We start from the raw sequence: 25,584 nt of genomic DNA, 5'->3' as shown, positions 1-25,584 counted from the left end.
CATGATTAAGCCAATTTAGATTTGTTTCTTTTAGTTGTGAAAGACAAAGCTTTCTTTACCCTGGCATTCTTAAACTTGTAAAGACGGGCAACACTGTTTTCGTTGGTAGTGGAAACTTCGATAGTCATTTCAACAGTTTCAACCTTAACATCTGTTTGGGCATCCTGAGCCTGAGCTGCTACTCCGATAAAAAGAACAAAGATTAAAGTGATTATGGTTTTCATGACTTGCGTTTTTCTTATTATTATAACTCGCGCAAGTGCATTTCGGGGGGTTGTAATTCGCTCAAAAACCCCTATTTCTCGGTAATCGGACAAAACTGGGTTAAAGTGCAAAAAACGCTCGATGAACGGAACACATCCTAAATTCAGTTAACCGATGGTATGTGTTTTTTATCGGTATTTTCGTTCGTTCCCATTATTCAGAAAAAGATTTTTACCCCCACATACGATAAAAAAGGGTACTTTTTACGACCCTTTTCTGCCCTATTTTGTTAATCTGCTTAAAAAAGGAAGAGGCCCTAACCCCAAGTATCGACTACATATGTATTAGATCATTGTATCTTTGGCCCATAATTTCCATAACTTATGAATTCGCATCTCTCGGCCTACATTAGAAGATATATAGACCTTACCGAAGAAGAAGATGCCCTTTTTCAGTCTTATCTAACACCAGCAACACTAAAGAAAAAGGAATATGTACTTCAACAGGGAGAAACTTGTAAAAGCCGTTACTTCATTTCCCAAGGTTGTATTCGTTTGTACTATATTGACCAGAAAGGGAGCGAACAGATCGTACATTTTGGTGTAGAACATTGGTGGATCACAGATTACGATAGCTTACTGAGCCAAACACCCTCGCATTTAAACATACAGGCCATAGAAAAAACAGAGCTCTTAGAGCTTAAGGAAACCGCATTGATACAGTTGTACGCCAAAATCCCAGCTTTGGAAAGGTTGTTTCGGGTAATCATGGAAAGAACTTATGTTGCCTGCCAAAGAAGATTGGAGTATATGTTTAGCCTTAATAGTGAGCAAATGTATGAAACATTCATAACGAGCAATCCCCAATTTGCACAACGTATTCCACAATATATGCTAGCCTCGTATTTGGGTATTACCCCAGAATACCTAAGCACACTAAGAAAACTACACTAATTTGCCCTACGGTATACCCAGACCTATGGAGTAGATTTGTTTTACAGAGTCTAAACTTTCATTTCTTAAGATATCTTAATCATTTTCAGTATTACGATCCCTAATTTTGACGTGTTAATTAGAACAATAAACAATTATGGAACGGATAAATTATGCAGAATTGCCCGAAGGCCTCTTTACGCCACTTAGGGAAATAGAGGATTATTTAAAAAAATCTGAATTAGATACCAATTTAATGGAGCTCATAAGACTCCGTGTGTCTCAACTGAATGGATGCGCCTATTGCCTGGATATGCACTACAAAGAGCTTAAACACCATGGGGAGACAGACCTTAGAATTTCCCTAATCAGCGCTTGGGAGGAAACCGATCATTTTAACGACAAGGAAAAAGCGGCACTGCATTATGCGGAGGCACTTACAAGAATAGACCATCATCCGCTTTCCGAAACAACCTTCAACAGTGTGGAAAGTCATTTTAATAAGACAGAACTTGCCTTGTTAAGCCTAACCATTACGCAGATAAATACTTGGAACAGGTTAATGAAAGCCTTTGGGTTTGTAGCCGGAAATTATGTAGTTTCGTCTTAATTTAAAACTCTTATTATGAAAACTAAATGGATAGGTTATTTTCTAAGATTCTCCATTTCCATCGCGTTTTTATCCGCGGTGTTAGATCGTTTTGGAGTTTGGCCCAAAGAGATATCGGCTTGGGGCAATTGGGAGAGTTTTGTGAGCTATACGGGCATCTTAAGTCCATGGGCACCAGAATCCGTGGTTCCAATACTAGCAGGGATTGCCACCGCTGCCGAAGTTGTTCTCGCTATTTTATTGCTTGTTGGTTATAAATTGGATTTGGCGGCCAAGGCTAGCGGCATATTATTGCTATTATTTGGGTTATCCATGGTTTTTACCGTTGGTATTAAGGCACCTTTGGATTATTCCGTGTTTACGGCGGCCGCAGCTGCCTTTGCCATTAGTGCCTTAAGCTCTAAAAACGACTAATCGGGTAAAATACATCCAATTATACCCCTTCTTTTCGTAAAACGGCCAATGGAGGGCTTTTAACAACACTTCTACTATTTCCCAGACCAATGAGTAAAACCAATATGGTGATGCCGGGAATTAGCACCAAAAACGGAACCCAGGAGGGCTTAAAACTGGCTTCAAAGACCCAGGAGGCCAGCAATTGACTACTTATAAGGGACATCAAAACCCCTATTCCGCTACCTATTACGCCCAGATAAAGATATTCCAAAGCGGTAATGCGCAACACTTGTTTGCTCTTGGCGCCAAGGGTACGCAGCAGTACGCTTTCCCTGATACGTTGATACTTACTGGTACGTACAGATCCGATTAACACAATAATACCGGTAAGGATACTAAAGAACGCCATAAAATTGATGACCCAGGCGATCTTATCAAGGATACCTTCTATTAAGGTCAGCACTTGTCTAAGGTCTAAAATAGATACATTGGGAAATTTCCTTACCAACTCGCGTTGTAATTGCGCTGAGGATGCTTCATCGGGCGCATTGGTGGTCATTACATGAAACTGTGGGGCATTCTCCAAAACTCCTTTTGGGAAAATTATACTGAAATTTAATTGCATTCTACCCCAATCTACAGATCTAATACTCCCAACCACGGTCTCCATCAATACACCTTGTACATTGAAGGTGATTTTATCCCCCACAGAAACTTGTGCACCTTCGGCAACATTTTCGGCCACGGAAATGTTAATAAGCCCATCGGTAAAGGTTTCATTATTCCATTCCCCAGAGGTAAGTGTTTCTGAAGCAATTAGAGAATCGCGATAGGTAACCCTAAATTCATGGTTTAACACCCATTCATTAACCATAGAGGTAGTATCTGCACGTATATCGTTGATAGGCCTTCCTTTAATGGTATGCATCCGCATGGTAATTATCGGAATATTATTGATTATCGGGAGGCCTTTGGGGGTAATACTATTCGCTACGTCATCTTTTTGTTCCGTTTGCACGTCCAACAGGATAATATTGGGGCTGCTGACACTATCTTCCAAGGACGCTTTTGCCAGTAACATATCTCTGGTAAAATACAGCGTGCTTATCAAAAATGTTCCTATTCCAATGGCCAATATTAGTACCAAGGTTTGGTTATTGGGCCTAAATAAATTTAACAGACTCTGCCGCGCTGTAAAACCCCAAGAGCTAGGAAAATACTTTTTAACAGCTCTCATGAATAAGGTGGCAACGGCGGCCAAAATGGAAAAAGTAACTATTATTACCGCCACAAAACCCAAGGCAGATTGCCAGTCTTCCAACAGCCAGAAAGAAAATAGGAATACAAAAAGTAAGATGCCCACCAAAATAAAGAACTCGGCCTTGCGAGATCTCTGTGCTTTCCCTTCTTGTATTCTAAGCACCTCTAATGGCGAAACATACCAAGTAGTTACCAGAGGTAGCAAAGCAAAGAGCACGGACATTAAAACTCCGAGCAGTAATCCTATAACTATAGGTTTGGCAGTTAGGGATATGGCCACCTCAAAGGGCAGAAAATCTTGTAATATTAGAGGAAACGACTGTTGCAAGGCTATACCCGCCACAGTACCTATAACGCCACCTATAAGGCCCATACCTGCAATCTGAATGAGAAATATTAAAAATGTCTGTTTGCGGGTGGCTCCCATACATTTTAATACCGCTACCGAAGCTAATTTTTCTTTTATATAGATATGAACAGAACTTGCAATGCCCACACAACCAAGAAGCAAGGCTATAAAAGCCACCAAGTTTAAAAATTTGCTAACATTGCCATAACGACGGCCCATTTGACGGCTTCCTACGGTATGGGTGTCCAAATCCGCATCCTCCGCATCCAGAATAGGGTCTAAAGTCTCATCCAACAGATCGAGGTCCATTCCTTCCGGGGCCACAAAAAAATATTGGTACTCTTTACGGCTACCAAGTTGCAAAAGTTCCGTAGCTTCTACCAACCGATAAGGAATAAGCACTGGTGGTGCTACCGAAGTAGAAATGGCCGAACTTCCGGGAATAGATTTTAAAGCCCCGGAAATGGGTAGCGTTATATTACCAATTTTAACCAAATCCCCTGCCTTAAGTCCATATTGAAGCATTACGGTAGCATCTACCAAGGCGCCACCAGCTTGTTGATACTCGGAAGCAGCGGTAGCAGGCTCGGTCTCTAACTCCCCATAGAAGGGATATCCCCCATCTATACCTCTAATCTGCACTAGTTTAGTGGCATTGCTTTTGGGAAAAGCGGCCATAGAGGAAAAATTGACCTCCATAGCGTCCGCACCACCCAAGGAATCTATTATTCCAAGTACACGCTCATTGGGAAATTGCCTGCTGTCTATAATAAAATCGGACCCCATTAAAGCTTTGGATTGCACCGCTATGTTTTGTTCCAAAGTATCACTAAAAGATTGAATGGAAACCACAGCAGCTATACCAAGTACAATAGAAGCCATAAATAGTGCCAACCTTTGGCCACTTGCCCTACCATCTCTCCAGGCCATCTTAAATAGCCATTTCCATGAGGCCTCGGATTTAGTGCGTATATCTTTGTTCACGATAAAACAGTACTTTCATTCGCAATTATTTTTCCGCCTTTTAGCCTTAGAATATGCTGCGTACGGTTCGCCAAATCCAAATCGTGGGAAACAATGACCAAAGTGGTACCTGCTTCTTTATTTAATTCAAAAAGTAGTTTAACCACCTTTTCCCCCGTTTCCTCATCCAGATTACCTGTAGGTTCATCTGCAAACAAAATGGAAGGTCTATTGGAAAATGCCCTTGCAAGAGCCACACGTTGCTGCTCCCCACCGGATAGTTGGGAAGGATAGTGGTGGAAACGATCTGCCAGCCCTACCTTGTCCAATAATTCCATTGCGGCCTTACCGGCACTTTTAACACCTTGCAACTCTAAAGGCACACTAACATTTTCCAAAGCGGTAAGTGTGGGCAATAGTTGAAAATTTTGAAAAATAAATCCCACTTCCCTATTCCGAAGCAGCGCACGTTCATCTTCGTTCAATTGCGATAAAGAACTTCCACAAAGTTCAACAGTGCCAGAATCCGGAACATCCAAGCCGGCACATAATCCCAACAAGGTAGTCTTTCCACTGCCAGAAGGTCCAACTATTGCAAAGGTATCCCCTTGCTCTATTTGAAAGGAAATATCATCCAACACGGTAAGTTTTTTAGAACCGCTGGTAAAGCTCTTCCCCAGGTTGTGAACGTTTAATATCTTTGACATAAGAATCGTTTTGATTTTGGATCTCGCAAAAGAAGCAAAATAAGGAAATGATTTGGACTTTTACACCCAAGTACTATGCACAACTTCTTAAAGTTTCGTTATTTTTTGGCCTTCTTGCTACTTATTTCATGTGGAGAGACTTCAACCAACAAAAACACCCCTACTGCGACCGAAAAAGAAAACTCCGCAGGCGATACGGAATCTGCAAACGGCACCAAAGTAATATTGTTCTTCGGGGATAGTCTTACCGCAGGTTACGGGTTAGATCCGGAAGAGGCTTTCCCTGCAGTCATTCAACGTAGGCTAGACTCGCTACAAATGCCGTTTATAGCAGTTAATTCTGGTCTTAGTGGCGAAACTACAGCCAGTGGCAGAAATAGATTGGGTTGGGTACTAAATCAAAAAGCTGATATTTTTGTATTGGAGCTTGGTGCAAACGATGGATTGCGAGGTATACCTCTTACCGAAACCCGTACTAACTTACAGGCCATAATAGATGCCGTGCGTTCTAAAAACCCCGATACCCAAATTATATTGGCCGGAATGCAGATTCCACCAAATATGGGTAAGGACTATACTCAAGAGTTTAAATCTATTTTTCCTGAATTAGCCGAAAAGAACAACATTCCGCTAATACCTTTTTTACTTGAAAATGTGGCCGGTATTTCAGATTTAAACCAAGGCGATGGTATACACCCTACCATGGAAGGGCATAAAATTGTTGCCGATAACGTGTGGGCAGTGTTGGAAGACATTATTGGGAAATGATCTTTTGGGCAATACAACAGCCGATAGAAGGCGCTGGTTGATAGTATTTAAATATATAGGTGCGTTCGTAACCTGTGGATGGTAACCCTGTATTAAGCCAATTTAGATTTGTTTCTTTTAGTTGTGAAAGACAAAGCTTTCTTTACCCTGGCATTTTTAAACTTGTAAAGACGGGCAACACTGTTTTCGTTGGTAGTGGAAACTTCGATAGTCATTTCAACAGTTTCAACCTTAACATCTGTTTGGGCATCCTGAGCCTGAGCTGCTACTCCGATAAAAAGAACAAAGATTAAAGTGATTATGGTTTTCATGACTTGCGTTTTTCTTATTATTATAACTCGCGCAAGTGCATTTCGGGGGGTTGTAATTCGCTCAAAAACCCCTATTTCTCGGTAATCGGACAAAACTGGGTTAAAGTGCAAAAAACGCTCGATGAACGGAACACATCCTAAATTCACTTAACCGATGGTATGTGCATTTAATCCATGGTACGGGTAGTTATCGAGGTTGTAAAAAAGGCGTTTTTCAGTTTTTTTGGTCCCGAAATACCGGTTTTCAGCTCTTTCATAAGTGATTTTTTTATAAAAGGTTACCGGTATATCTGGCAATCATCTATGCAAATAGGGATATCGACGGCAGTTCATCTTAATGATTTTGACCTAATGGAGAAAGTAATCGTATAAATAGATATCTAAGAGTTTCGGTTTAATATGGCGTATACATTCCAAGCTAGTAACAAACAAGAAGCTGGTTTATCTATTGAAGGTGCAATACGGTTGAGAAGGTTATTAAGCCAATTTAGCTCTGTTTCTCTTAGTAGCGAAAGACAAAGCTTTCTTTACCCTAGCATTTTTAAATTTGTAAAGACGGGCAACACTGTTTTCGTTGGTAGTAGAAACTTCGATAGTCATTTCAACAGTTTCAACCTTAACATCCGTTTTAGCATCTTGGGCTTGAGCGGCCACTCCGATAAAAAGAACAAAAATTATAGTTAAAATAGCTTTCATGACTTGGGGTTTTGTTATATAAATTTAACGCCCTATGGGCGTTGACCCCACTAACAAACCGCCCAAATACCCTTATTTTTCGGTATCTGACAAAATCATGGATTAAGTGCTAAAATAGTTCGACGAACGATTTAAACCCTAAATACCGCTTAACGGAACAATAGGTATTTAATCTGAAAAATTGATGCTATATTTTTAAGAGCAGATTTGGATTTGGACAGTTTTTGGAATAATAGTCCGCGTCATTTTTTGTGCATACCCCAGGATAGTCTCCCTGATAGTCCCCAATATTCCTTATGATTTGAAAATGTAGGTGTGGAGCATAGTTTACATTGATTTCTGGTGAACCCAAAGTCGCCAAAGTATCGCCCTGGTAAAATTCCTTGCCAACAAAAATATTTTCGAGAGATTCTAAGGATAAGTGACCGTAAAGCGAGTAGAACTGTATTCCCTCCACGTTATGCTCCAAGATAATGGTAGGTCCATAATCCCCAGTTACGTTGTTATTTTTAAAGCTGTGTACCCTGCCCGAAATTGGGACCATTACCGCTGTACTGGCCTCTGCCCAGAAATCCATGCCTAGATGAATATTTCGCTGCCCATCGAGCATTCCGGAAAAGCCGTCCTTGTTGTTATATAGGTTTCGTTGTTCCAAATACCCGCCATAGGCCACCAATCCATCATGCTTATCCAATACCGTATCTATATAGGCCTGACAGGCGTTAAAATCGGTAATGTCAAAAAGCATTAATTCGGGGTTCTCGGTAGAAAGGTCTAAGGGTACATACTTCTGGATAGCAATAAAATCGTCCAAAATAGGTATAGGACCCTCAGAGACTTCCCTGAAAAACTTTAATAAAAAGTCCATTATGTAAAGATAATTCAGAATTATAGGGTTTAAAAACAGTGCAAATGCTTTATTCTCTTTATTAACACTTTTTAACCTCTATGATGTAAGTATTTGTATCTTGATTGCACTAAAAGAAAAAATCAACAATATGAAAATTTTAAAGATTGCCTTGTTGGGACTAGTTGTGTTGGTATCTACCAACTGTCAATCAAAAAGTAAAAAAGTAAATACGGCAATTGCTGAAGACAAAATAACTGTTGAACATATTGCCCTGTCCGCAGAGGATTTAAAGGCCTATGAGACCGCATATTTTGCGAGTGGCTGTTTTTGGTGCGTAGAGGCAATTTTTGAAAGTGTAAAAGGGGTTAAAGAAGTAGTATCGGGATATGCGGGTGGTTCTGAGGAAAATCCCACTTATGAGAAGGTGGCTCGTGGACTCACCACACATGCCGAAGCAGTGGAGGTTTATTACGACCCTAAGGTAATCTCCTTTACCGAATTGGTGCAGGTGTTTTTTGGCTCTCACGACCCTACAAGTTTAAATAGGCAAGGGCCAGACCGCGGGCCGCAATACCGCTCTATTGCCTTTTATAAGAACGATGAGGAAAAGAAGATCATAGAGAACTACAAAAGAGCACTAAATGATAAAAATGTTTATGACCGGCCAATTGTTACGGAGGTGGTGGCATTTAGCAAATTTTACAAAGCAGAGGATTATCATCAGGACTATGAACGCAACAATCCCAACAATGGGTATATCCGAAATGTATCCGTTCCTAGGCTGAATCGGTTTAAGAAAAACTTCCCTGATTATTTGAAGGAAGAGGCACATTAAATTGTAGTTCATACCCTAATTTTAGTAATTTAGGGGTATGAAAAATATATATTTGCCCCTAGTATTTTTCTTTTTTGCTTGTAGCAACCCCAAAAAGAAAGACCACCAGATCATTGATGTAAAGAAGGCCTTGGAAAGTCCGGTTCTGGACGGAAAAGCGACCGATAATTGTTGGAATACCGCCAAGTGGCATGCCTTGGACCAAAACTGGCTCGGCAATGCCTTTTCCCATGAGGATTTTAATGGTAGGTATAAACTGTGTTGGGACACAAATGCCCTTTATATTTTGGTTGAAATTACAGACGATATACTGTACGATCAAAATCAGGACCCCCTGAAATTTTGGTGGGACGATGATTGTTTGGAAGTTTTTATAGATGAAGACAATTCTGGAGGCAATCATCAGTACTCCCACAACGCCTTTGCCTATCATATAGCCCTGGACGGCAATGTAGTAGATCTTGGCCCCGACAAAGCTCCTCGCCTTTACAACCATCATATTAAATCCCATAGGACTACAGTAGAAAAGCTCAGCACCTGGGAGGTTGCCGTTAGCTTATACGACGACGACTATAAAGACGGAAAGGAAAATAGTGCAAAAGTTTTGTCGAGAGGTAAAAAAATAGGTTTTGCCTTGGCTTATTGTGACAATGATGGAAGCAGGGAACGTGAGAATTTTATAGGATCGGTATTTGTACCTGGCGAAAATAAGAATCTGGGTTGGATAAGTGCTGATACCTTTGGGACCTTATTATTACAAGATTAACTAACGCTCCAGCACCACTTCACTATACTCGGCATCTATAAGGATTTCTCTTTTTTGGTTCTTTTGATTGTGATATCCCGTGTGTACCACTCCGGCATGCTTTTTACTAACGTTCATGGTTAAGGTAGACGGATAATCTATTTGCGAGTTATTGCTATTTATAATAATGGCAAAATCCGACGTAGGTAAATTACAATTTAGCTCCCCATTGCTCACCAAGATATTTAGGTCCGTAAAATTATTGGAAATTGAGTTAATATTAAGGCTGCCCAAATTGTTATTTATATGCACCTTGTCCGTGAGGTGTTCAATATTGACCATTGAGGAAATAGCATTAAGTCTAAGGTTTTTTACCTGCTTTAAAACCACATTATCCGAATAATCCGTTCTTAGTTTGCCGTAGTTCCAATTTTGTACGCTTACCGGAGAATAAGAGGCCATAATACTTGTTCTATCGCCGTCTATGGTATAAGCGAGCAACCTTGCGTGAGACAAGGTTGCATCTATATTTTTAGTGTTTTGGGCCAATTTAACCTCTCCATGACGAACGTTCATTTTTAGTTTCACGGATTTGGGCATTTTAATCTTAATGGTCTTCTTTACCTTGTAATTTTTGTTTTCACCATCTGAAGACCAATAAAATATGTTGGGTTCATCACCTTCATGGGAAATAATGACATTTCTATGTACGTTACGCTGCTCACGGACCACCTGTCGTTGTTCTTTCATCATTTGTTCTCTTTCCTTCCTCAATTCCTTACGTTCGCGATTTCGTTCTTCACGTTCTTCAATACGTTCCTCCATCCGTTCTTTGTGCTCCTTCATTCGTTCTTTACGTTCCTCTGCCCTAGCTTCAACACGCTCACTCCATTCTTCGATTCTTTGGCGGTATTCCTCATTGAAATTTTCTTCAAATTCTTCCTTCCATTCGTCCAAATACTTGTCTCCGTCTTCTTTATACCGATCATAGTCAAAATTATATGTCGGCATGGGTGGCATGGGCGGTATTTCCGGAATTTCGGGTAGTTCGGGAATTTCAAGATCTAAGAATAGCGGTTCCAAATTTGGGATATCGGGAATCTCGATGTGAAAATCGTTGAAACTTTCTCCTACATGATTAAAACCCCACGAGAAGGAATTGGTGGTGCTTACCGATATCTCTTTGCTATTACCAACTATCCTTACAACATCGTTTTTAAAGTAAGCATCTGCCTCTTCTTTTGTAGCACCTTCCAATTCTACGACCGCTTCAATTTCTACTCGGTCCCTATCCCAAGTTTCAAACTGTATATCGGCATGGCTTGTATTGATGTTAAGGATCGTATTCTCCGCAACATCGAAGTTTTCATGGTATTTCTTTATCTGTTTTTGCCCGTAGCCATTACCCACCAATAGGCATAAAAAGATGACAAGAAATCCACAATAAGTATTATATAATCTGTTCATTTTTTGATGATTTTAATTCGTTTAATTTTTCTTTTAATCGCTGTAACAACTGTAATCGCAACTGAAGATTTTTAACCAATGCCGTTATGGTTTGGTCATTGGGGCCTATTTCGTTGAGCTCGGCATTCAATTTCTGATACTCCGCATTAAGTTCTGCCAGGCGGTCCATAAAACTATTTACCAATGCCTTGTTATCCTGTGAAACTTCTAACTGGGACAGTTCTAGGTTTATATTGGCCACATAATAGTTTTCTACTTTTTTTAGATTAGGTGATAAATCACCTAAGGAAATGGTATTATCCTCCTGTAATTGGGTATTTTTCTCTACCACCTGGATCTTTGGCGTGTTATCATTGGTTTTATATTGCATATAGCTGTATACCCCTACTCCAATCAAAACCAAGACCGAAGCGGCCAATCTAATCCTAAAAAAGACCGATTTTCCCTGTTTTGGAATTTCCTTTTCCAGACGTTCTAAAAAACGCCCCTTATGTCCGTCTTTCAACACATATTTTTGCTCTTTCCGCTCTTTTTCGAACATTTTTCTAAGATCCTGCGACATATCTATTTTTTTTTAAAATCTTTTTTACGGAACCCTTGCCCCTTAACAATCTGGTTCTACAGGCAGTTTCCGAAATATTGAGAATCTGGGATATTTCTCCATGATCATATCCTTCCACTAAAAACAACTGCACCACATACCTATAGTTCTCTGGCAGTTTATCTATGGCCTGCTTTACCATTTCCACATTAACATCGTCTTCAACGCTCCAGTCCTCATCCTCTGAAACATGCATATAATTTTCATCCAAGCTTACTAACCGTTCGCGCTGCGACTTCAAGAAATCGATACATTTATTAATGACGATTCTTTTTAACCACGCCCCAAAAGTTACCTCCCCTTTAAATTGATCAATTTTTTTAAAGGCCTTAATAAAGGATTCTTGCAGAACGTCTTCTGCATCGTCCCTATTTTTAAGAAATCGCATAGCAACACAAAACATGCCATCACAGTACTGTTTGTAAAGCGCCAATTGGGCCTTACGGTCGTTTGCTTTGCATTGCTCTACCAAATCTATTTGAAACATGTTCAGTCTCTAGTCGCGTTACAGTGGTTTGTTATTCTTAAGGACGATTTAAAAATTAGGATGTGGCAAAAAAACGATTATTTTTATCCTAATTATAAAATTATAGGTTTGAACCAAATTACAATTAAAAACAATTTCATTTCCCTAACGGTTCTAGATTATGGGGCAATCATTCAGAAGTTAACAGTAAAAGACCAAACTGGTACTGCCATAAATGTTGTTGAAGGTTTCGACGATCCTACGAAATATCTACAAGACACTTTTTTTTTGGGTGCCTGTGTGGGTAGGTATGCGGGGAGGATTTCGGATAGTGGATTTAGCCTAGACGGTATAAACTATCCGCTCAGCTCTGAAAAAGGGTGCCATCTTCATGGAGGTAAAGAAGGGTTTGGAAAAAAATATTGGGTGGTAGAAGAAGAAAATCATGGGGAAAAGCCTTTTGTTAGATTAAGCTACCTCAGTAACGATATGGAAGAAGGGTATCCTGGGAACTTAAAAGTTACCGTTACCTATACCTTGGAAGATAACGCCCTGGTTATTTTGCATGCGGCCACCACCGACAAGACTACCGTTTTAAATTTAACCAACCATTCCTATTTTAAGTTAGACAATACAGATACCATTGATGCCTATAGCCTACAATTAAACTGTTCTAACAGGTTGGAAACCAACAAAAATTTGGTGCCTACCGGAAATATTGTTTGCGTAAAAGACTCTATTTACGATTTTTTATCGGAGAAAAAGATCGGGGATACCCGCTTAGATACGCCATACGTAATCAACGACAAAGATAAGGAGGTTGTTAAGGTAAGCTCCAAAAGTTCTGGGATTTCCATGACGGTGAGTACCAACCAACCCGCAGTTGTAGTGTATACGCCCCTCGCTTTCCCGGCAATTTGTTTTGAAACGCAAAATTACCCGGACGCACCCAACCATCCTTCGTTTCCTTCCAGTGTGCTACGCCCAGGAGAAAGCTATTGTAATAAATCTATTTTTAAATTTGGTTTTGTAAATTAGAACTATCTAATCCTAAAATTAAATCCTATGAAATTCCTAAAGTGGCTTCTGATTATAGTTGGTGTATTGGCACTATTGTTCTTTTTTGTAATAGGGCCATACATGAAAGAGCAAACTAAAAAGCATAGCCCGGAAAAAACCGCAACTTATACCAAAAACGGTATGGACCTGTCCGTAAAATATAGTAGTCCATATAAAAAGGGAAGGGTAATTTTTGGAGAATTGGTTCCCTACGATGTAGTCTGGAGAACCGGCGCCAATGAACCCACCACCTTTACTTCAGCCACAGCCATTAAAATAATTGATAAAAGTCTGCCTGCAGGAACCTATTCGCTATGGACCAAGCCAAATAAAAACAGTTGGATCATAATTTTCAACAAGGAAGTACCAGACTGGGCCGTAACACTTAGCAGTGGTGGAAGGGAAACAACCAGAAAGCCAGATTCTGATGTATTACAGGTAGAAGTGCCTGTAGAGCAACTATCGCAGGTACAGGAAAGTTTTAAAATTGACTTTGAAGATATAGAGCAGCTTAGCCTTGTCCTTGCCTGGGATAACACCAAGGTTAGCGTTCCCTTGAACAATTGATCTTGAACGATAATCCAAATACGAATCCGGAACGGGTTTCTAAAATTATATCTTTTAGAAAAAAAAATCCCTCTGCCGATGCGCTGGCAAAAGGAGTATTGCAGGGGGATAAAACCGCTTTGGCAAGGGCAATTACCTTAATTGAAAGTACAAATCCCAAACACAGCATACAAGCAGACTTTGTTATTGAAAAATGCCTGTCCGTTAAAACCGATAGTATTCGTATCGGTATTACGGGGGTTCCTGGCGTTGGCAAAAGTACCTTCATTGAGACTTTTGGAAAAACCCTCACCAGACTAGGGAAAAAAGTAGCAGTGCTTACCATAGACCCTACAAGTGCTTTAAGTAAAGGCAGTATTCTAGGCGATAAAACCCGAATGCAAGAATTGGTAAAAGACCCCAACGCCTTTATTCGTCCTTCGCCATCGGGTAAGTCCTTAGGTGGGGTAGCTCGTAAAAGTCGGGAAACGGTAATGCTTTGCGAAGCAGCGGGTTATAATGTAATTCTCATAGAAACCGTTGGTGTGGGCCAAAGCGAAGTTGTTGTACATAGTATGGTAGACTTTTTTTTACTCCTAAAATTAGCCGGCGCCGGTGACGAGCTGCAGGGTATAAAAAGGGGAATCATGGAAATGGCCGATGCCATTGTAATCAACAAGGCAGACGGTGATAATAAAAAACGGGCCAATTTGGCAAAAGCAGAATTTACAAGGGCGTTACACCTGTATCCGCCAAAAGTAAACAATTGGACCCCAAAGGTACTATCTTGCTCTGCTCTGGAAGAAACCGGTATACATGAAGTTTGGGAACTTATCAATAAGTATATAACCATAAATATTGATAACGGGTATTTAGACGCCCAAAGACAAAAGCAAAACAAATATTGGGTGTTACAGACCATCGAGGATCAGCTAACACAAAATTTTTACAACAACAAAGAAGTAAAACGACAGCTCGATCTATTACTTAAACAAGTTGAACAGCGCAAAATATCACCTTTTAAAGCAGCGGAAGCATTACTGGGTAAATATCGGGACAACATTGCCAAGACTAAAAGCTAATTCTTTGCGCTAGAATTCAATCCCCAATTAAAAAACGAGTGTATAGGTAACTAACGGCAGATATTAATAAAAAGCCTAAATTTGACGCAAAATTATACACTAAATGAATATTGTAACCAATTCGCTGTTATCCGTTGTTGTTCCCCTTTACAACGAAGAAGACAACGTTACCCTGCTCACCCAAAAAATACACGAAAGTTTACAGGGTTACAATTATCAGATTGTATATGTAGATGATTTTTCTAAAGATAGAACTCGCAAGGTTGTCCAAGGATTAAAGGATGATAAGGTACATCTTATAGCCCTTAAAAAAAACTACGGCCAGAGCTTGGCTTTAGCGGCAGGTTTGGATTATGCACAGGGCGATTACATTATTACAATGGATGGGGATTTGCAAAACGATCCTAGTGATATACCCCAAATGCTGACCTACGCCATTACTGAGGATTATGATGTTGTTACGGGTATCCGTCAGAAAAGGAAAGACTCGCTGCTAAAAAAAATACCTTCAAAAATCGCAAATTTTCTAGTACGCCGTGTTACAAAACTTGATATTAAGGATAATGGTTGCGCGTTAAAGGTATTTACCAAAGATATCGCCAAAGACCTTAACCTATATGGAGAAATGCATCGCTTTATTACCCTGTTGGCTCATTTGGAGGGGGCGCAGATTAAACAAGTACCCGTTAAGCATCATGCAAGGCATGCAGGAGTGTCCAAATACGGTTTGGAAAGGGTTTTTAAGGTAGTGGCAGATATGATGTTGCTACTTTTTATCCGTAAATATTTTCAACGCCCAATACACCTTTTTGGGATTTTGGGTGTATTGCTTATCATTTTGGGAATTTTTATCAACATATACCTGCTGATCGTCAAATTCTCCATGGGTGAGGATATCGGTACCCGTCCGCTCCTCATTTTTGGGATGATGTTCATTTTGGCGGGGATACAGTTATTTACCATTGGTATTGTTATGGAACTCTTAATCCGAACCTACTACGAATCGCAACAAAAAAGACCCTACCGAATTAAAAAAATAACCGTCGGTGGCACAGCGTAAAAAGCTCATAACCGCCCTGAAGATTGCATTTAGTGTTGTACTTCTCTACTTTATTTTTACCAAAATAAATCTTGGGGATGTAGTAAATACACTAAAAAGAACGCGTCTGCTTTACCTGCTGCCGGCACTTGTATTATTCGTTGTTTCCAAAAGTATAGCGGCATTGCGCTTAAATCTTTATTTCCATCGATTGGAAGTAAAACTTAACCAACTAAGCAATTTGAAGTTGTATTTATTGGGTATGTTCTACAACCTGTTCTTGCCGGGTGGTATTGGAGGTGATGCTTATAAAGGCTACGTAATTAAAAAAAAGTTTGCAGCACCAACCAAAAAAGTAGTGTCGGTCTTGGTTTTAGATCGTTTAAGCGGGTTACTGCTACTGTTTATCTACGCCTGTATAATTGCCCTAGTGCTAGATAACGAAAAGCTAAAACCCTACCAATTCCTATTTTGGATGGGAATGGTACTTGGCACAATTGTGTTCTGGTTTTTGATCAAAAGATTTTTTACCTATACACTGGCCATATTTTGGAAATCTATAGGTTATTCGGCCTTGGTACAACTTGCTCAGCTGATTTGCGTACTTTTTATACTAAAGGCCTTGGGAGTGGAAGGCAGTACTTTGGCGTATCTACTAATTTTTCTTATTTCATCGATAGTATCCGTTTTGCCCCTTACATTGGGCGGTATAGGTAGTAGGGAAATCACTTTCTTTTATGGTGCTTTGTGGTTGGGATTGGACGAAAGCACATCCGTAGGTATTAGTATGGTGTTTTTTCTGATAACGGCTTTTATATCGCTACTTGGTATTTTTTATCACTTTAAAAAGCCAAGTTTAATTGCCGATTAAACTCAATATATGTGGATTAGGTGCATTTTATTGAGCACCTTCTTGCGCTTGGCAGGGTCTAAAAACTTGGCCTGAAGTCGGGTAATCCGAAACTGGTCAACAGAATATTGTTTGTCCCAGTCAAAACCAAAATTGCGTAGTAGTTTAAGCTCAGCATCGGTAACATAGAGCCAAAAATCTTTTTTCCCTTTTATACTCTCAACGGAGGATATCCTTAGCGGTTTTTTATTGTAGAAATCCAATGCCCATGTATGTCCGTTGGAAATTTTCAGAATATTATCCTTAGATATTTTATTTTTTTCCACCACTTTTGACATTGCCGAACCAGCTTGATACTGCAGTAAGTTAGGGTAAAAATGTAAATTGAGTACTCCATTCAGCAAGAGGGAACTATAAACGGATAGGGTAATGATCCGTAAATAATGTGCCTCTCTTTTTAAACAAAAGTAGATGATAACTGCAAAGACCGAGATCAACACTACATAAGCTATGGGCTGTTTAAACTTAAATACGAAGAAGCATATCAGTACGGAAAAAATAAAAACAAGGCTTAAAATAAAGTACTGCACCCCCAAAACAACTTTTATTACCTTACTTTTAGAAAATTGATAGAGGCTGTACAAACAAGAGGCCGTAAGCACGGCAAACAAAGGAATAACTATGTTTAAATAGTGGGGTAGCTTAAACTGTGCAAAGCTAATTAGTATAAATATCAGTGTAATTCCGCCCAAGGTTAAAAATTCATATTTGTGATTATAGGCAAATCGCAGTTTAATAAAAGTTCTTAACCTACTCCAATAGGCGATTAGCCCAATAATCGTCCATGGGAGAAAAACCCAAAGAAATGTATGGAAGAAAAAGAAATAGTCACTACTGTTCTTGCCAACTCCCTGACCACTTAACCTTTCAAAACTCTGCTCCCAAAAAATAAAAAGTATTCCGCTGCGATCTGCCCTACCTCGGATAATCTTTTCCGGATGTAGATCAAATTGTAGGTAATAGGCGTATAACATTGGGGAAATGGTTATTGCAAAAACCAAAAGTGCCAGTAGCACTTTCCAACTGAATAAGGCACGCCATTTTCTTGTATACCCCAAATGGCATAATAGGGGCAGCCCAATGACCACCAAAGCTATTTGTCCTTTCGTGGAGAACGCCATGCCGGCGGCAAAAGCTCCCAAAAGAATGTTATGTAAGGATTTCTTGTTAACATAGGCCGCCAACTGCCAAATACCAAAGATTGTAAAACCGGTAAGTACCGCGTCCGTTCTCACATCTATGTTTCCCAGTACGATAGTTTGAGCGGTCATAAAAATGAGCGATGCCATTTTACCTACGTCCACGTTATAGAGCAGTCTTCCAAGTCCAAAACAGCTATATGCCCCTAACAAAGATGCTAAAATACCAGGGATACGGTAGGCCCAATCGTGCAAGCCAAATATCTTAAAGGACAAGGCTGCAAGCCAATAATGCATATGGGGTTTATCCAAATACTCCTCGGGACCTTTGAATAAATTGATGAAATCGTTTTCTTGAAACATCCGCATGGCCATTACGGCAAACTGGGCGGAATCATTTTCGAAGAGCGTTACAAACATCCCGGCAACATAGACCAGAATAACCAGAAACAATAAAAACCAATACCTAGTATTAGATATCATATGCGAAATTTCTGCAGTGCAAATATATACAACTTTGCAAATAACCAGCTTAAAATCAGTCCAATCAACATTCCGGTAACAATGTCCAAGGGATAATGCACCCCAATATATATCCTACTATAGGAAACGAAAATGGCCCATATAATGAGGAAAATTCCTATATACTGGTATTTATGCCGCAACAGGTAAGTGAAGAAAAAAGCAGCGGCAAATGAATTGGCCGCGTGTGCCGAAAAGAAGCCGTATCTACCTCCGCAACTACTTTTTACCAATCGCATTAAGCTACTTACCTCAGCATCATGACAAGGTCTTAAACGTTGAACGCCGTACTTGAAAAAGTTAGCCAACTGATCCGTACTGGTAATCAGTAAGGCAAGAGCAATAAGAAGTACAATACATTTCTTGGGGCCTAGAAATTTATAGGACAAGATAAGTAAACCCAAGTATAGCGGAATGGAACTCCATTTACCGGTAACAAACATCCAAAAGCCGTCCCAAGTACTGTTCCCCAAACTGTTTAGAAAAAGGAACAATTCTTTATCGTACTGTAGCAACGTTTCCCACATAGCGGTTATTCTTCGTATCGGGATACTTCCCTATCGTAAAACTGAGTAGCCATATTGATCAGGTTTTCAGATTCCGATTCCAATTCCTTTTCGTCTTCTTGGGTAAAATCTTCCAACCACTCTACCTCATCATTTTCCAGGTTTATGATAAACCTGGGGTATTCTGTATGGACAACAAAGATGGCAGTGGGGAAATCCGTGTTATCACCCAATAAAAATTTAGGGAATTCCATAAGTTCATTTAGATTTTTACGATCAAACGCTTGGTCAAATAATTAAATCGAATATACAACATAATGGCCGAAGCCGTAAGGCCCAGTAAGAGCCCTATCCATATTCCCACACTTTTAAGTTCTGTATAAAGGCCTAAATAATAGCTGATTGGAAATCCGATAAGCCAATAGGCAATAAAAGTGATAAAGGTAGGTATCTTTACATCTTGCAACCCACGTAACGCGCCAAGGACCACTACCTGAATACCGTCCGAAATTTGGAAAAAAGCAGCCACAAGTATCAGTTTGGCGGCCAAATAAATAACTTCGGTATTATCGGCCTTGTTCACAATATCATCAACATCTAGATAAATTGTGGGTAACCAGTTCATTCCCAATAAAAAGAGACCTGCAAAAACAATTTCAAGCAAAAGGGTAAGAAAAAAGATAGATTGTGCAATTCTTCGTAGCTCCCCAAAATTACGTAACCCCTTTTGGTTACCTACACGAACCATAGCCGCAACGCTAAGTCCCATACCTACCATGAACGTCATACTACTAAGGTTCAAAGCTATTTGGTTTGCGGCCTGGACGTTTTTTCCCAAAACCCCACTTAACCATATTGCTGCCGTAAATATGGCAACTTCGAAAAACATTTGCAAAGCCGAAGGAAATCCAAGGGAAACTATCTTTTGTATTACCTTTTTCTCTATGGATCTAAAATTGAAACCAGTAACATAATCATGGAATTTCTTTTTCTTTTTGAGCAATGTCCAAATAAAGATTACCATAATTATCCGGGAAGCCAAGGTACCTATAGCAGCACCTATGATTCCCAACTTGGGAAAGCCAAACGTACCGAATATCAACAGGTAATTCAGTATAATATTCACCACATTGGCAATGATTGTTGCGTACATGGGGTATTTGGTCTGTGACAAACCTTCTGAAAACTGTTTGAAGGCCTGAAACATAATCAATGGAACCAATGAAAAGGCCACCAATTCTAGATAGGGAATGGCCAAGGCTACTACCTCTGGCGGTTGTTTCATAAAATACATTACCGGTTCGCACAAGAGGATAAGTACAAATAAAGATAGTCCCAACAATGTGCATAGTACAAGACCGTGCTTTAGAGCACTTTTAGCATCCTTTTTGTTGCTGGCTCCGTCCGCTTCGGCTACCAAAGGCGTAATTGCCGTGGAAAAACCAATCCCTAAAGACATTGCAATGAAAACAAAACTATTGCCCAAGGATACGGCGGCCAATTCCGCGGTTCCCAGTTGACCCACCATGATGTTATCCGCAAATGCCACGAAAGTATGCCCCAACATGCCCAAAATTACTGGGAAAGACAGCTTAAGATTATATCGAAATTCTTTGGTATACCGTTGTAGCAAGAAAGGTAGTTTTTGAACCCTCAAAGATACAGCTTAGGTTTATCTTGAAGCCCAACGGTATTATATTTTTTTGGCTTTTGATCAATTTTGTGTGAATACATACTATGTAGGGATTGGCTGGGTATTCTATGGATTAGCGGCTACAACTGCTTGGCTTCTTCCCAAAATATGTCCATTTCTGCAAGTGTCATGTCTTTCAAGGATTTACCTGCCTCTTTGGCCTTTCCCTCTAGGTATTGAAAGCGTTTAATGAACTTTTTATTGGTCCGCTCCAAAGCGTTCTCCGGATTGATTTCCAAAAATCGAGCGTAGTTGATCATCGAAAAAAGAACATCCCCAAATTCCGATTCCATCCTATCTTTATTGCCAAGTTCTACCTCATGCTGCAGTTCTGAGAGTTCTTCACTAACTTTTTGGAATACTTGTTGGGGCTCTTCCCAATCAAAACCTACCCCGGCTACCTTATCTTGTATACGGTTGGCCTTAACAAGCGCGGGCAAACTTGTTGGCACCCCTTCCAGAACACTTTTTTTTCCCTCTTTAAGTTTTATTTTCTCCCAATTTTGCTGCACCTCCATCTCGTTCTCAACCTTTACATCACCATAAATATGTGGATGACGGTTTATGAGCTTCTCACAGATGCCATTGGCCACATCGGCAATATCAAAATTCTTGGTTTCCGACCCAATTTTTGCATAAAAAATAATATGCAACAGCAGATCACCCAGCTCTTTTTTTACTTCGTCCAGATCATTTTCTAAAATAGCATCGCCCAATTCATAGGTTTCCTCTATGGTGAGGTGTCGCAGCGTTTGCATGGTCTGCTTTTTGTCCCAAGGACATTGGGCCCTTAATTCGTCCATAATAGTAAGTAAACGGTCTAATGCATCTAGCTGGGCCTGTCTGGTATTCATATCAAATCTTTTGGTAAAAGTACAAAGACAAAGGTTTTGGACAAACCCAAAAAGTTATATCTTTAAAACCGCATATGAGCTGGATAAAAGTAATCAGATACGAACAGGCAGATCGGACCTTAAAACGCGTTTACGACCGCGTAAAAGGCCCAAATAATGTTGTGGACAACGTGCTAAGCATACACAGTTTGCGCCCACATACCCTTGTTGGGCATATGACCCTCTATAAAAGTGTACTCCACAATGGCAACAACGCCCTTCCAAAATGGTATTTAGAAGCCATAGGAGTCTATGTTAGCCGTTTAAACAAATGTAATTATTGTGTGGAGCACCATTTGGCCGGTTTGCGTAGGCTTTTGCAGGACGATGTTAAAGTGGATGCTTATATGGATGCCATTGAAAAAGATACGCTTAATGGTTTCTTTAATGATAGATATGACCAGGGGCTGGCATACGCCCGAAAACTTACCCTAAACCCAACAGAGCTATCTAAAACAGATGTAGAAAACCTAATAAATAAAGGCTTTACCGATGGAGAAGTGCTAGAGATCAATCAGGTAAGCAGTTATTTCAACTATGTAAATAGAACAGTGGTAGGTCTTGGTGTAAATACCAAGGGCGATATTTTGGGCCTTTCTCCCAATAATAGCGAAGACCCAACAAATTGGAACCATCAATAAATTTTAATAAAAAAAGTTAAAATGAAAAAAGTTAATACGCTCATTCTATTCTTTGGATTGGCAGCCTTCTGCCATGCACAGGAAATAATTGAAATTCCTTATGAAAAACCTACGGACATTGTCTGGGAGGGAGAGGAAAAAGACTATTATTCCAAGATTTGGGATACCGAAATAGTAAGTAATGTTTCTATACCTAGGATGGAGGTCTTTAGGGCAGACCCTGCCATAGCAAATGGCACATCGGTCATCATAGCGCCGGGTGGAGGCTTATATGCGCATAGTATAAAAAAAGAAGGTACCGATGTAGCCAAATGGCTTAATGACAATGGTATTACGGCTTTTGTGCTGAAGTATCGACTGGTACCTACCAAAGGCGATGCGGTAAAGGAAATTACGGAAGCAGGTGCAAATAATCCTGCCGAAATTGGGGTAAAGGTAAAACCTATTTTACCTCTTGCAATTTCCGACGGGTTATCAGCCATTTCGTATGTACGAAGTCATGCTGAAGATTTTGGAGTTGATTCCAATAAAATTGGATTCATGGGTTTCTCTGCCGGGGGAGCAGTGACCATGGGAGTTTCCTACAACTACACTCCACAAAATAAACCTAATTTTTTAGTCCCCGTATACCCGTGGACTACAGTTATTCCTATCCAAAAAGCTCCGGAAGACGCGCCACCAATGTTAGTCATTTGCGCTACAGACGACCCTTTGGGGCTAGCTGTAGGAAGTACAGCCTTATATTCATCTTGGCAAAAAGACGGTAAGGTGGTAGGATTGCATATGTATGCCAAGGGGGGGCACGGTTTTGGGATGAAACCGCAAGGATTACCATCGGACAACTGGATTGCCCGCTTTTATGAGTGGTCCATAGCTGAAGGTATTACCGTACCACAAACCGAATAGTCCGATATTTAACTCGGGCTTTCACAATCAGGGAATACATCGGGCATCATTATATCAACATCCCATGGTACAGTTATTGGCTGTCATGAGCTATTTTATGTATTCAGTAGAAGATGCTACGCCGTTGGGAGAAAAAAATTGAACCACTTACAAAATAAAGGTATATTCGAAACCATAAATTTAAGCCACGTGAAATACCTCCTTTTGGTGCTTTTAACCTGCTGCGCGTTTTTACATGCCCAAGATCCATTAAGATTTGAGAGCGAGGTATTGAGTATTCAACAGCGGTATGATTCCATATGGGATGCCACCAGAGAAACCGTTGTCTTCACTGGCAGCTCTAGCATTCGGCTTTGGGAAAATTTAGCCGATATTTTTCCGGGGCATCAAATTGTAAACTCGGGCTTCGGAGGCTCCCATGCTTCTGACCTCTTACATTTCTCCAAAGAACTTATCCTAGATTTTAATCCAAAAAAGGTCTTTATATACGAAGGCGATAATGATATTTTTTCCAAAAAAAAACCAAAACAGATTTTAAGCACACTCCAGGAAATTGTAACGCGGATAAGAAAGGAAAATAGCAATGCCCAAATTGTGCTTATAGGAGCCAAACCCAGCATTTCGCGCTGGAATCTTAAAGGAAAATACAAGAGACTAAACCGAAAAATGGAAAAACTATGCAAACAGCATAGTTGGATGAAATACGCCAATGTATGGGATATAATGATCAGCAGACGGAAACCTAAGCAAGATATTTTTATCGGGGATGCATTGCATATGAATTCCAAGGGCTATGACCTCTGGTATACTGTTATCAATAACTTCATTAAATAAACAACCAAATGGGAAAATCATTCTTTACAAAACTATTTTTAGTGTTAACAGTCTTTATTGGTCTAGTTGCATGTTCAGAACCCAAGGAACCCATAAATTTTCCTGAAACAGACTTATCTGCTGAAAACATGATTCCCAGGCCCGTAAAAATAATTCCTACCCATAGTGCTTTTGGATTAGACCAATTTACTGCCATTTACACTTCTCCGGCCGAAAATAGTTTTGCCGAGCTGGGAGAATTTCTTTCCCGGGAAATAAAAACTCATACCAAGCTTAATTTAGCAGTAAACGAAACAGATGCAGGAACCGTGGATCGGATTATCTATATCAATCAGGTAGACAGCTTATCCCTAGGGGGTGATGAAGCATATCAACTCTATATAACCCAAGATTCCATAATTCTTAATTCCAGGACCGCCGAGGGTGCTTTTAGAGGGGTACAAACCATAAGACAGCTTATACCCAATACCAGTAATGACACTCTGGTAGAACACAGTATGTGGCCCGTACCCACAGGCAAAATCATGGATCAACCCAATTTTGGGTATCGAGGTGCTATGCTAGATGTGGCCCGGCATTTCTTTAGTGTTGAAGACGTTAAAAAATTTATAGATTTGCTCGCCTATTATAAGATAAATGTGTTACACCTTCATCTTACGGACGATCAAGGATGGCGTATAGAGATTAAGTCCTGGCCAAAACTTACAGAGGTTGGCGGAAGTACGGAAGTAGGTGGTGAAGCAGGCGGTTTCTACACACAGGCAGACTATACGGATATCGTAAATTATGCAGCGGCTAATTACATGACCATCATTCCTGAAGTGGATATGCCAGGACACACCAACGCAGCTTCGGTCTCTTACCCCTTCCTTAATGGCAATGGTAAAACTCCTAAACTTTATGAAGGCACCCGGGTTGGTTTTAGCACTTTTGCAACCCGTAAGGATACTATCTACACTTTCTTGGATGATGTGATCCGAGAAATATCGGCAATTACGCCTGGCCCTTACTTTCATATTGGAGGTGATGAAAGCCATGTTACCAAAAAAGAAGATTATAAGTACTTTGTTAACAGAGTGGAAAAAATAGTACGTAAATATGGAAAACGAATGATCGGTTGGGACGAAATTGTCATCGCCGATGTAGATTCCTCTTCCATAGCCCAGTTTTGGCATAGTGAAACAAATGCAAAGGAAGCGGTATCTAAAGGAATGCAGGTAATTTTGTCCCCGGCAAAGAAGGCCTATCTGGATATGAAATACGATACACTCTCTAAATACGGCCTTAATTGGGCAGCGTACATCCCTGTAGATACAGCCTATGTGTGGACACCGGAAAGATACGCCAAAGGGGTACCCTTAGAAAATATTTTGGGCATAGAAGCGCCACTTTGGTCAGAAACCATATCCAATATAGACGAATTGGAATATTTGGCTTTCCCTAGGGTAATAGGTTATTCTGAGCTAAGCTGGACTATTGAAGAAAATAGGGATTGGGAAAATTATAGGGTTAGATTGGCAAACCAAGCTCCCTTTTTAGACAGAATGGACGTGAAATACTATCCATCTGACTTAATAGATTGGAAAAAAAGTAAATACACCTACGAAGTTATACATAAAGATTAGGGCCAACCCTTATCCAAAGGTTTACCTCT

29 protein-coding genes are annotated in these 25,584 nt (G+C 40.1%); 15 read left to right on the top strand and 14 right to left on the bottom strand.

Annotated elements, in window-relative coordinates; genetic code table 11:
* Window positions 1-5 precede the first annotated feature (5 nt).
* On the bottom strand, window positions 6-224 hold the full coding sequence (locus ACEQ81_RS13765) for a hypothetical protein (protein WP_411031475.1): 219 nt from the start codon (window positions 222-224) through the stop codon (window positions 6-8).
* 363 nt (window positions 225-587) lie between these two features.
* On the opposite strand from ACEQ81_RS13765, the gene ACEQ81_RS13760 reads away from it, so the two are divergent.
* From ACEQ81_RS13760 to ACEQ81_RS13750, 3 genes are all read left to right on the top strand, one after another.
* Window positions 588-1,157, top strand: coding sequence for a Crp/Fnr family transcriptional regulator (locus tag ACEQ81_RS13760; protein WP_411031480.1), 570 nt, complete (start codon window positions 588-590; stop codon window positions 1,155-1,157).
* Window positions 1,158-1,293: 136 nt separating this feature from the next.
* Window positions 1,294-1,746 (top strand): carboxymuconolactone decarboxylase family protein, encoded by a 453-nt coding sequence (locus ACEQ81_RS13755; RefSeq protein ID WP_411031479.1) that lies wholly within the window; start codon window positions 1,294-1,296, stop codon window positions 1,744-1,746.
* Window positions 1,747-1,761: 15 nt separating this feature from the next.
* Entirely contained in the window at window positions 1,762-2,160 is a 399-nt protein-coding gene (locus ACEQ81_RS13750) for a DoxX family protein (RefSeq protein WP_411031478.1), read from the top strand.
* Between the two features lie 19 nt (window positions 2,161-2,179).
* Here the strand turns inward: ACEQ81_RS13750 and ACEQ81_RS13745 are convergent, their stop codons facing one another.
* Window positions 2,180-4,681 (bottom strand): ABC transporter permease, encoded by a 2,502-nt coding sequence (locus ACEQ81_RS13745; protein ID WP_411031586.1) that lies wholly within the window; start codon window positions 4,679-4,681, stop codon window positions 2,180-2,182.
* A 50-nt stretch (window positions 4,682-4,731) separates the two neighbouring features.
* Window positions 4,732-5,421 (bottom strand): ABC transporter ATP-binding protein, encoded by a 690-nt coding sequence (locus ACEQ81_RS13740; RefSeq protein WP_411031477.1) that lies wholly within the window; start codon window positions 5,419-5,421, stop codon window positions 4,732-4,734.
* Window positions 5,422-5,496: 75 nt separating this feature from the next.
* Here ACEQ81_RS13740 and ACEQ81_RS13735 point away from each other — a divergent pair, with 75 nt between their 5' ends.
* Complete coding sequence (locus ACEQ81_RS13735) at window positions 5,497-6,189, top strand: arylesterase (protein ID WP_411031476.1); 693 nt, start codon at window positions 5,497-5,499, stop codon at window positions 6,187-6,189.
* Between the two features lie 92 nt (window positions 6,190-6,281).
* Here ACEQ81_RS13735 and ACEQ81_RS13730 read toward each other — a convergent pair whose 3' ends face one another.
* The 3 genes from ACEQ81_RS13730 to ACEQ81_RS13720 form a co-directional block, all read right to left on the bottom strand.
* Window positions 6,282-6,500 (bottom strand): hypothetical protein, encoded by a 219-nt coding sequence (locus tag ACEQ81_RS13730; RefSeq protein WP_411031475.1) that lies wholly within the window; start codon window positions 6,498-6,500, stop codon window positions 6,282-6,284.
* A 477-nt stretch (window positions 6,501-6,977) separates the two neighbouring features.
* Window positions 6,978-7,196 (bottom strand): hypothetical protein, encoded by a 219-nt coding sequence (locus ACEQ81_RS13725; protein WP_411031474.1) that lies wholly within the window; start codon window positions 7,194-7,196, stop codon window positions 6,978-6,980.
* A gap of 187 nt (window positions 7,197-7,383) precedes the next feature.
* A complete protein-coding gene (locus tag ACEQ81_RS13720; protein WP_411031473.1) occupies window positions 7,384-8,064 on the bottom strand; it encodes a peptidoglycan DD-metalloendopeptidase family protein in 681 nt (226 codons plus the stop codon).
* Between the two features lie 130 nt (window positions 8,065-8,194).
* Between ACEQ81_RS13720 and msrA the strand changes: the two genes are divergently transcribed.
* A complete protein-coding gene (msrA, locus tag ACEQ81_RS13715; protein WP_411031472.1) occupies window positions 8,195-8,881 on the top strand; it encodes a peptide-methionine (S)-S-oxide reductase MsrA in 687 nt (228 codons plus the stop codon).
* A gap of 37 nt (window positions 8,882-8,918) precedes the next feature.
* On the top strand, window positions 8,919-9,647 hold the full coding sequence (locus ACEQ81_RS13710; protein ID WP_411031471.1) for a sugar-binding protein: 729 nt from the start codon (window positions 8,919-8,921) through the stop codon (window positions 9,645-9,647).
* On the opposite strand, the gene ACEQ81_RS13705 is transcribed toward ACEQ81_RS13710, so the two are convergent.
* From ACEQ81_RS13705 to ACEQ81_RS13695, 3 genes are read right to left on the bottom strand one after another with little or no spacing between them, the layout of a single operon-like run.
* Window positions 9,648-11,093 carry a hypothetical protein gene (locus ACEQ81_RS13705; RefSeq protein ID WP_411031470.1) on the bottom strand — a complete coding sequence of 482 codons (1,446 nt, stop codon included), beginning with the start codon at window positions 11,091-11,093 and terminating at the stop codon, window positions 9,648-9,650.
* Window positions 11,077-11,655, bottom strand: a complete 579-nt coding sequence (locus ACEQ81_RS13700; RefSeq protein WP_411031469.1) for a hypothetical protein — start codon at window positions 11,653-11,655, stop codon at window positions 11,077-11,079. The genes ACEQ81_RS13705 and ACEQ81_RS13700 overlap by 17 nt, the downstream gene beginning before the upstream one ends.
* Window positions 11,639-12,181 (bottom strand): RNA polymerase sigma factor, encoded by a 543-nt coding sequence (locus ACEQ81_RS13695; protein WP_411031468.1) that lies wholly within the window; start codon window positions 12,179-12,181, stop codon window positions 11,639-11,641. Before ACEQ81_RS13695 ends, ACEQ81_RS13700 begins: the two co-directional genes overlap by 17 nt.
* 108 nt (window positions 12,182-12,289) lie before the next feature.
* On the opposite strand from ACEQ81_RS13695, the gene ACEQ81_RS13690 reads away from it, so the two are divergent.
* From ACEQ81_RS13690 to ACEQ81_RS13670, 5 genes are all read left to right on the top strand, one after another.
* Window positions 12,290-13,198: an aldose epimerase family protein gene (locus tag ACEQ81_RS13690; RefSeq protein WP_411031467.1), complete on the top strand. Its 909-nt coding sequence runs from the start codon at window positions 12,290-12,292 to the stop codon at window positions 13,196-13,198.
* Window positions 13,199-13,225: 27 nt separating this feature from the next.
* Window positions 13,226-13,786, top strand: a complete 561-nt coding sequence (locus ACEQ81_RS13685) for a DUF2911 domain-containing protein (protein WP_411031466.1) — start codon at window positions 13,226-13,228, stop codon at window positions 13,784-13,786.
* A 2-nt stretch (window positions 13,787-13,788) separates the two neighbouring features.
* A complete protein-coding gene (gene meaB / locus ACEQ81_RS13680; RefSeq protein ID WP_411031465.1) occupies window positions 13,789-14,847 on the top strand; it encodes a methylmalonyl Co-A mutase-associated GTPase MeaB in 1,059 nt (352 codons plus the stop codon).
* Between the two features lie 103 nt (window positions 14,848-14,950).
* Window positions 14,951-15,907 (top strand): glycosyltransferase family 2 protein, encoded by a 957-nt coding sequence (locus tag ACEQ81_RS13675; RefSeq protein WP_411031464.1) that lies wholly within the window; start codon window positions 14,951-14,953, stop codon window positions 15,905-15,907.
* Window positions 15,894-16,757, top strand: coding sequence for a lysylphosphatidylglycerol synthase transmembrane domain-containing protein (locus ACEQ81_RS13670; RefSeq protein WP_411031463.1), 864 nt, complete (start codon window positions 15,894-15,896; stop codon window positions 16,755-16,757). The genes ACEQ81_RS13675 and ACEQ81_RS13670 overlap by 14 nt, the downstream gene beginning before the upstream one ends.
* Before the next feature lie 2 nt (window positions 16,758-16,759).
* Here the strand turns inward: ACEQ81_RS13670 and ACEQ81_RS13665 are convergent, their stop codons facing one another.
* The 5 genes from ACEQ81_RS13665 to mazG form a co-directional block, all read right to left on the bottom strand.
* Window positions 16,760-18,418, bottom strand: coding sequence for an ArnT family glycosyltransferase (locus ACEQ81_RS13665; protein WP_411031462.1), 1,659 nt, complete (start codon window positions 18,416-18,418; stop codon window positions 16,760-16,762).
* Window positions 18,415-18,984 (bottom strand): phosphatase PAP2 family protein, encoded by a 570-nt coding sequence (locus ACEQ81_RS13660; protein WP_411031461.1) that lies wholly within the window; start codon window positions 18,982-18,984, stop codon window positions 18,415-18,417. The genes ACEQ81_RS13665 and ACEQ81_RS13660 overlap by 4 nt, the downstream gene beginning before the upstream one ends.
* A 5-nt stretch (window positions 18,985-18,989) precedes the next feature.
* Window positions 18,990-19,217: a hypothetical protein gene (locus ACEQ81_RS13655; RefSeq protein WP_411031460.1), complete on the bottom strand. Its 228-nt coding sequence runs from the start codon at window positions 19,215-19,217 to the stop codon at window positions 18,990-18,992.
* Window positions 19,218-19,225: 8 nt separating this feature from the next.
* Window positions 19,226-20,596 carry an MATE family efflux transporter gene (locus ACEQ81_RS13650; RefSeq protein WP_411031459.1) on the bottom strand — a complete coding sequence of 457 codons (1,371 nt, stop codon included), beginning with the start codon at window positions 20,594-20,596 and terminating at the stop codon, window positions 19,226-19,228.
* 140 nt (window positions 20,597-20,736) lie between these two features.
* The gene (mazG, locus tag ACEQ81_RS13645) at window positions 20,737-21,510 is read right to left on the bottom strand and encodes a nucleoside triphosphate pyrophosphohydrolase (RefSeq protein WP_411031458.1); all 774 of its coding nucleotides are present in this window, start codon (window positions 21,508-21,510) and stop codon (window positions 20,737-20,739) included.
* Window positions 21,511-21,584: 74 nt separating this feature from the next.
* Between mazG and ACEQ81_RS13640 the strand changes: the two genes are divergently transcribed.
* From ACEQ81_RS13640 to ACEQ81_RS13625, 4 genes are all read left to right on the top strand, one after another.
* A complete protein-coding gene (locus tag ACEQ81_RS13640) occupies window positions 21,585-22,190 on the top strand; it encodes a carboxymuconolactone decarboxylase family protein (RefSeq protein WP_411031457.1) in 606 nt (201 codons plus the stop codon).
* A 21-nt stretch (window positions 22,191-22,211) separates the two neighbouring features.
* Window positions 22,212-23,096, top strand: coding sequence for an alpha/beta hydrolase (locus tag ACEQ81_RS13635; protein WP_411031456.1), 885 nt, complete (start codon window positions 22,212-22,214; stop codon window positions 23,094-23,096).
* A gap of 189 nt (window positions 23,097-23,285) precedes the next feature.
* On the top strand, window positions 23,286-23,930 hold the full coding sequence (locus ACEQ81_RS13630; RefSeq protein WP_411031455.1) for a GDSL-type esterase/lipase family protein: 645 nt from the start codon (window positions 23,286-23,288) through the stop codon (window positions 23,928-23,930).
* An 8-nt stretch (window positions 23,931-23,938) separates the two neighbouring features.
* Window positions 23,939-25,555, top strand: coding sequence for a family 20 glycosylhydrolase (locus ACEQ81_RS13625; protein ID WP_411031454.1), 1,617 nt, complete (start codon window positions 23,939-23,941; stop codon window positions 25,553-25,555).
* Window positions 25,556-25,584: the final 29 nt, after the last annotated feature.

Source organism: Spongiimicrobium sp. 3-5 (genome assembly GCF_046557915.1).
Taxonomy (GTDB): domain Bacteria; phylum Bacteroidota; class Bacteroidia; order Flavobacteriales; family Flavobacteriaceae; genus JBHEBG01.
The sequence above is the reverse complement of the archived record's forward strand: the minus strand, read 5'-3'. Positions and strand labels throughout refer to the sequence as shown.